Genomic DNA, 9,213 nt, shown 5'->3' on the forward strand with positions numbered 1-9,213 from the left:
ATCTTATCTTTTTTATAAACAAACGGCATAATCTTTCTCTATCTTTTGAAAGGGGGGGATACTAATCATAAAGCGCATTCCAATTACTGGGCATTCCAATATTTACAAATATATCATTTAGTAGTGTTCTTTGCAAGGTACTGTAATCTTATTAATACTGTGATTAGATGGAAGTTTTTTGTGCATTTTTAGAGGCGATATAAAAATGTTATTTTAGGATAAATAAAAGGTTGAAAGCGCATTCCCGAATAATTGTCAAAATACTGTCAAATTCATATCGTTGGAAAAATAATGCATTTGTACTATAATGATAAACAAGATATATTACACTATGTTAATTAATGTGGTGAAGTATATAAAGTAAAAATCTTTATTACACACATTATGAAATAAAGGGATGATTAGTTTGAGTACAGGTGTAAAAGCAAACGACGTGAAAACAAAAACAAGAGGAGCAGATCTTGTTGTTGATTGTTTAATTAAACAAGGTGTTACACATGTTTTCGGTATTCCAGGAGCGAAGATTGACTCTGTATTTGATGTACTGCAAGAAAGAGGACCAGAGTTAATTGTTTGTCGTCATGAACAAAACGCAGCATTTATGGCAGCTGCTATTGGTAGATTAACAGGGAAACCGGGTGTATGTCTTGTAACTTCAGGACCAGGAACATCAAATTTAGCGACAGGTCTTGTTACTGCGAATGCGGAGAGTGATCCCGTTGTTGCTTTAGCTGGTGCAGTTCCGCGTACTGATCGATTAAAACGTACGCATCAATCTATGGATAATGCTGCACTATTCGAACCAATCACAAAATATAGCGTAGAAGTAGAGCATCCTGATAATGTGCCAGAAGCACTATCAAATGCATTTCGAAGTGCGACTTCCACAAATCCAGGAGCTACTTTAGTAAGTCTTCCGCAAGACGTTATGACTGCGGAAACGACTGTAGGGTCTATTGGTGCGCTTTCTAAGCCACAGCTTGGAATCGCTCCCACACATGAAATTACATATGTAGTAGAAAAAATAAAATCAGCGAAATTACCAGTTATTTTACTCGGCATGAGAGCGAGCACAAATGAAGTGACGAAAGCGGTTCGTGAATTAATTGCTGATACAGAACTGCCTGTTGTTGAAACATATCAAGCAGCTGGCGCGATTTCACGTGAGTTAGAAGATCATTTCTTCGGCCGCGTTGGATTATTCCGTAACCAACCAGGTGATATTTTACTAGAAGAAGCGGATCTTGTTATTTCTATCGGTTATGATCCAATTGAGTATGATCCGAAATTCTGGAATAAACTTGGGGACAGAACGATTATTCATCTTGATGACCACCAAGCGGATATCGATCATGATTACCAACCAGAGCGTGAATTAATTGGCGATATCGCTTTAACTGTAAATAGCATCGCAGAGAAATTACCGAAACTTGTATTAAATAAGAAATCAGAAGCAGTTTTAGAACGATTACGCTCGAAATTATCAGAGCAAGCAGAAGTTCCAAACCGTGCTTCAGAAGGTGTTACGCATCCACTTCAAGTCATTCGTACACTTCGTTCTTTAATTAGTGACGATACAACCGTTACATGTGACATCGGTTCCCATTCTATTTGGATGGCGAGATGTTTCCGTTCTTATGAGCCACGTAGATTATTATTTAGTAACGGTATGCAAACGTTAGGTGTTGCACTTCCTTGGGCAATTGCCGCTACTTTAGTAGAACCGGGTAAAAAAGTAGTCTCAGTGTCAGGTGACGGTGGTTTCTTATTCTCTTCGATGGAGTTAGAAACAGCGGTACGTTTAAATGCACCGGTTGTACATCTCGTTTGGAGAGACGGTACATATGATATGGTTGCGTTCCAACAAATGATGAAATACGGTAGAACATCAGCTACAGAGTTTGGTGATGTTGATCTTGTGAAATATGCAGAAAGTTTCGGTGCAATAGGTCTTCGTGTTAATACACCAGACGAATTAGAAGGTGTATTGAGAGAAGCGTTAGAAGCAGAAGGCCCTGTCATTGTTGATATTCCAATCGATTACCGTGACAACATTAAGTTAAGTGAAAAACTATTACCAAACCAATTAAACTAATGGGGGCATGAGTGAGATGACTGTTGCGCAATTAATTGATATTGATGCAAAAAGAACGAAAATGAGTAATGAAGTATATCAAACATCTACAATGCTTGCGCTATTAGATGGTATATATGATGGTGTTATTAATTTTGAGGAACTGAAAGAACGTGGTGATTTTGGCATCGGCACATTTGATCAATTAGATGGTGAAATGATTGCGTTTGATAATGAGTTTTACCATTTACGCTCAGATGGTTCAGCGGAAAAAGTAGAACCGGAAGAAACAACACCTTTTGCGACTGTAACGTTTTTTGAAAAAGAAATGAGTTATACGATAGAGCGTCCGATGAATCGTGAAGAAGTGGAAGCATTATTACATGAGTTAATGCCAAGTAAAAACTTATTTTATGGTATTCGAATGGACGGTACGTTCCGTGAAGTTAGAACGAGAACTGTCCCAAGACAAGAAAAACCGTATACGCCGCTCGTTGAAGTGACGAAATCACAACCGATTTTTTCGTTTAAAGATACGGATGGAACGATGGCTGGATTTTGGACACCGGATTACGCGCAAGGTATTGGTGTAGCAGGTTTCCACTTACATTACATTGATGATGAAAGAAGCGGGGGCGGACATGTTTTCGACTATGTTGTAGAAAACTGTACGATCCAAATTTGTCAAAAAGCCCATATGCATTTAGCACTTCCTGAAACAGCTGATTTTATGGCGGCTGAATTATCAAGAGAAAACTTAGAGAATGATATTGCTACCGCGGAAGGTACGGAGTAAAAAGGAATCGAAATTATGTATTCTCTATATAAAGAACCGAAGTCTTGTTCAGGCTTCGGTTTTTATCATTGGTTCGTAATCCTCTCGTGAAATTCCCCTATCCAATTTCACCGTAGGCCTCATTATGTGTAATTTGTAAAATGAAAACTCAATTTTGAAGCAAAAGAAATATAAATTTCTCTCCAAACATATACATCAAAAGGATAGGGGGGATATGATGGAAAACTCCATTACTATTAGTTTATGCATGATTGTAAAAGATGAAGAACAGACTATATCAAAATGCTTAGAGTCGGTCAAAAGTGTTGTGGATGAAATTATTATTGTAGATACAGGTTCAACAGATGCTACAAAAGAGATTGTGAAGAAGTACGATGCGAAAGTTTATGATTTTCAGTGGATTGAAGATTTTTCAGCGGCACGAAATTTTGCATTTTCTAAAGCTACAAAAGAATATATTCTTTGGCTAGACGCAGATGACATAATAGGTACGGATGATGGAAAGAAATTGCTACAGTTAAAACGTACGTTAGATCGTAGTACGGATGCAGTATCTATGAAATATTATTTAACTTTTGATATAGAAGGAAATCCAACACATTCTTTAAGGAGATATCGATTAGTCAACAGAAGTAAAAATTTTCAATGGTATGGATTTGTTAATGAATATTTAGAGGTGTATGGAAATCTTATAAATAGTGATGTAGGGGTAAGTCATAAAAAAGAAAAAGCATATACTAATCGTAATTTGAAAATATATGAAAAACATCTTGAGAGTGGAAAAGAGTTTAGCCCCCGCGATGTGTACTATTATGCAAATGAATGTAAGGATCACGGATTATATGATAAGGCTGTTAAGTGGTATTCAAGGTTTTTAGATGAAGAAAAGGGTTGGGTTGAAGATAATATTCAAGCTTGTTTAAAAAGAGCCGAATGTTATTTTGAATTGGGGGACTTAAAAAAATCTATCCATTCTTGTTTACAATCATTTATGTATGACACACCTAGAGGAGAACTTTGTTGCCACTTAGGACGTGTATTTTTGCAACAAAGTGAATATGCCAAAGCAATATATTGGTACCATGCAGCAATTGACGGACCGCGATCAAAGGATTCTCCATTTGTCCGGGAAGAGTGTCATACATGGTTGCCGCATATTCAACTATGTATTTGTTATGATCGAATAAAAGAATATGAAAAGGCAATTTATCACAACGAACAAGCTGCACAGTTCATACCTAATAATCCGAGTATTGAATATAATAGAAAATATTTTGATGGTTTATTTAAAAAATAGTATTTAATAATACTAGATAATTATTTCGGTTGCTGAGAGGAGTCTGATTCATGCTCACAAGTATAATTATATTAACTCATAATCAATTACAATACACAAAAGAATGCATCCAAAGTATTAGAACTTATACAGTGGAACAAGAGTATGAGTTAATAGTTGTGGACAATGCATCAACAGATGGTACTGTAGAATGGTTACAAAAACAATCGGATATTATACTAGTGGAAAATGCAGAAAATATGGGTTTTCCAAAGGGATGCAACCAGGGAATTAAAAAGGCAAAAGGTGATAATATTCTATTATTAAATAATGATGTGGTCGTAACTAAAAATTGGTTAAGAAACTTAATTCGGTGTTTGTATGAAAACGAAGATACTGGAGCTGTAGGACCCGTCACTAATAATGCTGCTTACTATACTGCTATACAAACCTTTTATAAGGATATTCAAGGGATGCAGAATTTTGCAACTTTATATAATCAAAGTGATAAAAATAAGTGGGAAGAACGTATGAAATTAATAGGATTTTGTATGCTTATAAAAAAATCAGTGTTAGATGAAGTTGGAGTATTAGATGAACGATTTACACCAGGGAATTATGAAGATGATGATTTGTCGTTAAGAATTTTTGAAAAGGGATATAAATTGTATTTATGTAAAGATACATTTATTCATCACTATGGAAGCGTATCGTGGAGAGAAGACAGTGTTAACTTTTCCATAGTTTTACATGCGAATAATATAAAATTGTATGAAAAATGGGGATTTTATGGTGAAAGTTTATACATTCATTATGATTTACTAGCAATTGTAGATCGATTTGCGCCTGATCAAGTAAATATTCTTCATATAGGAGCTGGATGTGGTGCAACTTTATTAGAAATGGAAAGGCGTTACCCGGCAGTTTCCACATTCGGTGCAGAAGTTAATGAAAAAGCGGCAGCTCTTGCAAATAGGGTAGGTCCTACAACTTCTAGCGAGTATGACAAGTTACACGAGGTATTTAAAGATGAAAAATTCCAGTACATTCTATTATCACATCCTATTGAGCCAGCGCAATTACCTCATGTCATACAATCTATTTCTCAGCTTTTAACGCCAACAGGAACTTTCATTATGACGAAATTCAATTTAGATAATTATAATGCATTAAAAAATTCATAAGAAAATTAATGTTTTTTTAGGTTCCTCTTCGGAGGTGAACTGTATTTGGGAATTTTGGAGAGGAAATGGTTCCTTCTATATATACAAAACCGAAATCCGAGCCCGGATTTCGGCTTTTCGATGTATGATGAAATAAGAAATCACCTTCGTATGTTTGTTGGTTTGGTCACTTGCAAATATACAGGATGGGGCAGTTCAAAGTCAGTGAAACATTATAGGATAGCTCCTTTACTTTGAAACACACGGATGCTTTTCATAATAAAACCGCCATGGATAGTGAACGGCTTCTTCTGCATAATCAATATTAATACGAGGACCAGCTAGTATGTTATGTGTGGATGATAAATGGCCTTCTTCAGGAACTAATTCAATATGTAACGTATCACTTTGAAGTGATACGCCGCGCTCTTCTAAAGTGATTCCGAGTGAGCGGCATAGTTTTCCGGGTCCATTTGTTAAGTTTTTATACTGAGCCTTCGTAATGTCAGTTTTGTTGTAGCGCGCTAGTTTCATGTCTTCGATGCCATCTACAGGTTCAAGAGCACGAATAAGAACTCCTTGCGGGGTGCCGATTGGTGCTGTAATTACGTTAAAGCAATGATACATACCGTAAATTAAATATACGTAAGCATGTCCTGGTGCGCCGAACATTACCTCTGTTCGATCAGTCCGTCTGCCGCCGTAACTATGTGCGGCCTTATCATCTGGACCTTTGTATGCTTCTACCTCTACAATAATTCCGCTTCGCTTTATGCCGTCTACAATATGAACGAGTTTATGTCCAAGTAACTTCTTTGCGACCTCTAACGTATCGCCTTCATAAAAAGAAGGTGGTGCCTGCATTGTACTATCTCCTTTGCCAGTTGTATATGTATATAGTAAACCAAATTTTCAGTAGTAATTCTAACTCGTTCTATTTACTACATTTATTTCATAAATTATGGATAGAGTACAACAGCGAAGAGGGGGAGTGCGACATGATTTATCGCTTACTAGCTCTTAATATAGATGGGACACTACTATACAACAACGGAAAAATTGCTAAAGGGTTACGGGAGACAATTGACTTTGTGAAAAGAAAAGATGTATACGTTACATTATTTACGAATCGTAATTTTCAATCTGCTCATAAAATAGCGAAGGCGTTAAAATTAGATTCAATATTAGTTACACACGGTGGAGCTTTCATTTCAGCAACGTTAGATAAGCCGTTCGCTCAAAGGAGATTATCTGAAGAGAAAACCTTTAATATTGTGCAAGTGTTAGAGCATTTTGATTGTAATGTTCGCATTTCTCATGAAAGATATTCAATTGGGAATCGTGAGAGAAATACACCAAACTTAATTGCGCGTACTGTATTATCAAGCGCAGATCCGTTATTTTATCCGGTTCAATTTGTAGATTCGCTAGGGGATGCCCTGCGTGATAACCCAGTAGCTGCACCAAAAATTGATATTGTCTTCCATACGAAAGGTGAAAAAGAAAGAGGGATGAATACGTTAAGAAAGGCATTTCAAGATGTAGAGTACGTCGAGTGTGATGCGAGGCGTATAGAAATTCTCCCTCAAAATGTATCAAAACTACGTGGTTTACAATTACTTGGGGAGCATTTAAATATTAACCTTAGTGAAATGGTTGCGATTGGAGACAGCACAGAAGACTTAGAGGTAATTGAAAATGTTGGCCTTGGGGTAGCAATGGGGAACGCTCCTGTAGAATTAAAGCAAGCCGCAGACTGGATTACACGTTCTAATACTGAGAACGGCGTAGAGTATATGATTAAAGAGCATTTTCGTAAGCAATTCCCGCTTCCTTTTTTAAAGAATCATAAACATACACCGAAACGATGAAAAAAGAAACGTAGCATTTTCGCTACGTTTCTTTTTTTATGCTTCGATTACTTTCAGCATTCTATTTAAAAATGCCGCAGCTTCACCACGTGTTGCTGTGCCTTTTGGTACAAACTCGTTTCGCTCGTTACCTTTTACAATTCCGTATGCGTAAATCCATTTTGATGTTTCGTTTAATTGAATTTTAAACCAATTTCCAGACTGTTCAGTAGGAGTGAGTGCTTGTGGCTATATTTTGTGTTCTTCTTTAAATGGTTCGAAAGGAAGTGAATATGTAAAAGTCTCTTCCTTTATATGTATTTAAACTAGTAGTAAGTACTAATACGTTTTAGATTGTAACAAGGGCATATTACAATGTCTATACAACTAGAGGGTATTCGTGAAAAATCAATATTCAGTATGTTTTAAATAGGATATAGAAATAAGGTAAAACCTTCTGTATTGACCTGCAAACGCCCTTCAAGTAAACTAAAGAGAGTTTGCAAATGAAAAGGTGATAATGTTGTTAATTTCAATTAAAACGTTACAAGATGATCGTTTTTTACGTCCGCTACAAAATATTGGCGGTTTATTTTTTGAAGAGAGCAAGATAGGGTTTGAGCAAGAAGAAGCAAATCTTATCGTTGATATACAGATAGAAGGTAATGTGACAGCATCGGCTCGTTTAACAGATGTTGCGACTGGAAATGTATATGAAGAAACATTCTCTAAAGATTTATCTGCTTTCACAGAAGAAAAAGAACGTATGAAGCAAGTGAAACATGTTGTTTCTTACGTATATCTTTCTGTACTTCAACAGCTAACTGGACTTGAACAGAGCTGGGGAATATTAACTGGGGTACGCCCAACGAAACTTCTTCACAAACTGCTTCAAAATGGTATGTCAAAAGAAGAAGCGCATAAAGAACTTCGTGAAAGTTATTTAATTCATGAAGAAAAAATTGAGCTTCTTCAGCGTATCGTTGATTGCCAATTAGCGGTTATTCCAGATTTATACCGTTTGAAAGAAGAAGTAAGTATTTACATCGGTATTCCGTTTTGTCCTACAAAATGTGCGTACTGTACGTTCCCGGCTTATGCAATTAACGGACGCCAAGGATCAGTTGATTCGTTCTTAGGCGGGTTACATTATGAAGTTCGTGAGATTGGTAAGTTTTTGAAAGAAAAAGGTGTTACAGTTACGACGATTTATTACGGCGGTGGTACACCGACGAGTATTACAGCAGAAGAGATGGATATGCTTTATGAAGAAATGTACGAAGCGTTCCCAGATGTGAAAGATGTACGTGAAGTAACAGTTGAGGCAGGTCGCCCAGATACGATCACACCAGCAAAGCTAGAAGTGTTAAATAAATGGAACATTGACCGTATTAGTATTAATCCGCAGTCATACCATCAAGAGACACTAAAGGCAATTGGACGTCATCACACTGTAGAAGAAACAATTGAGAAGTATCATTTAGCACGTGAAATGGGAATGAACAATATTAATATGGATTTAATTATTGGTCTTCCTGGTGAAGGATTAGACATCTTTAAGCATACGTTAGATGAAACAGAAAAGTTAATGCCAGAATCGTTAACAGTTCATACGTTATCATTTAAACGTGCTTCTGAAATGACGCAAAACAAACGTAAATATAAAGTGGCAGGTCGCGAAGAAATTACTGCGATGATGCATGAGGCGGAAGAGTGGACGAAGAACCATAACTACGTACCATACTATTTATATCGTCAAAAAAATATTTTAGGTAACTTAGAAAACGTTGGGTATGCAATACCGACGCAAGAAAGTATCTACAATATTGTTATTATGGAAGAAGTACAATCGATTATCGGACTTGGTTGCGGGGCATCAAGTAAATTTGTTCACCCACAAACAGGAGCAATTACACATTTTGCGAATCCGAAAGATCCAAAATCATATAACGATGGCTTCGTGAAATATACAGAAGATAAACTGAAAATTTTAGAAGAGCTATTCGTTTAAGGAGAAGGGGGTTGTTCCGATTTGGAACAGCCTCTTTTTATAT

General features: G+C 36.5%; 7 protein-coding genes and 1 pseudogene. 6 read left to right on the forward strand and 2 right to left on the reverse strand.

The features are described from left to right. The first annotated feature begins 406 nt into the window (after positions 1-406). From alsS to AC1DTM_RS13320, 4 genes are all read left to right on the forward strand, one after another. Positions 407-2,095 (forward strand): acetolactate synthase AlsS, encoded by a 1,689-nt coding sequence (gene alsS, locus AC1DTM_RS13305; RefSeq protein ID WP_088098719.1) that lies wholly within the window; start codon positions 407-409, stop codon positions 2,093-2,095. 16 nt (positions 2,096-2,111) lie between these two features. Then, complete coding sequence (gene alsD, locus AC1DTM_RS13310; protein ID WP_088098720.1) at positions 2,112-2,870, forward strand: alpha-acetolactate decarboxylase; 759 nt, start codon at positions 2,112-2,114, stop codon at positions 2,868-2,870. 217 nt (positions 2,871-3,087) lie between these two features. Continuing rightward, a complete protein-coding gene (locus AC1DTM_RS13315) occupies positions 3,088-4,167 on the forward strand; it encodes a tetratricopeptide repeat-containing glycosyltransferase family 2 protein (RefSeq protein WP_477000332.1) in 1,080 nt (359 codons plus the stop codon). A gap of 50 nt (positions 4,168-4,217) precedes the next feature. Then, positions 4,218-5,330, forward strand: a complete 1,113-nt coding sequence (locus AC1DTM_RS13320; RefSeq protein WP_477000333.1) for a glycosyltransferase — start codon at positions 4,218-4,220, stop codon at positions 5,328-5,330. 228 nt (positions 5,331-5,558) lie between these two features. On the opposite strand, the gene AC1DTM_RS13325 is transcribed toward AC1DTM_RS13320, so the two are convergent. Next, complete coding sequence (locus AC1DTM_RS13325; RefSeq protein WP_016103839.1) at positions 5,559-6,173, reverse strand: DNA-3-methyladenine glycosylase; 615 nt, start codon at positions 6,171-6,173, stop codon at positions 5,559-5,561. A gap of 134 nt (positions 6,174-6,307) precedes the next feature. Between AC1DTM_RS13325 and AC1DTM_RS13330 the strand changes: the two genes are divergently transcribed. Further along, positions 6,308-7,180 (forward strand): Cof-type HAD-IIB family hydrolase, encoded by an 873-nt coding sequence (locus tag AC1DTM_RS13330; protein ID WP_002159124.1) that lies wholly within the window; start codon positions 6,308-6,310, stop codon positions 7,178-7,180. Between the two features lie 36 nt (positions 7,181-7,216). On the opposite strand, the pseudogene AC1DTM_RS13335 reads toward AC1DTM_RS13330, so the two are convergent. After that, positions 7,217-7,336: pseudogene (locus AC1DTM_RS13335) on the reverse strand (S-layer homology domain-containing protein); the annotation flags it as partial. 343 nt (positions 7,337-7,679) lie between these two features. Here AC1DTM_RS13335 and AC1DTM_RS13340 point away from each other — a divergent pair. Beyond that, positions 7,680-9,170, forward strand: a complete 1,491-nt coding sequence (locus AC1DTM_RS13340) for a coproporphyrinogen III oxidase (RefSeq protein ID WP_002150280.1) — start codon at positions 7,680-7,682, stop codon at positions 9,168-9,170. Positions 9,171-9,213: the final 43 nt, after the last annotated feature.

Source organism: Bacillus sp. P4_D3, assembly GCF_056401855.1.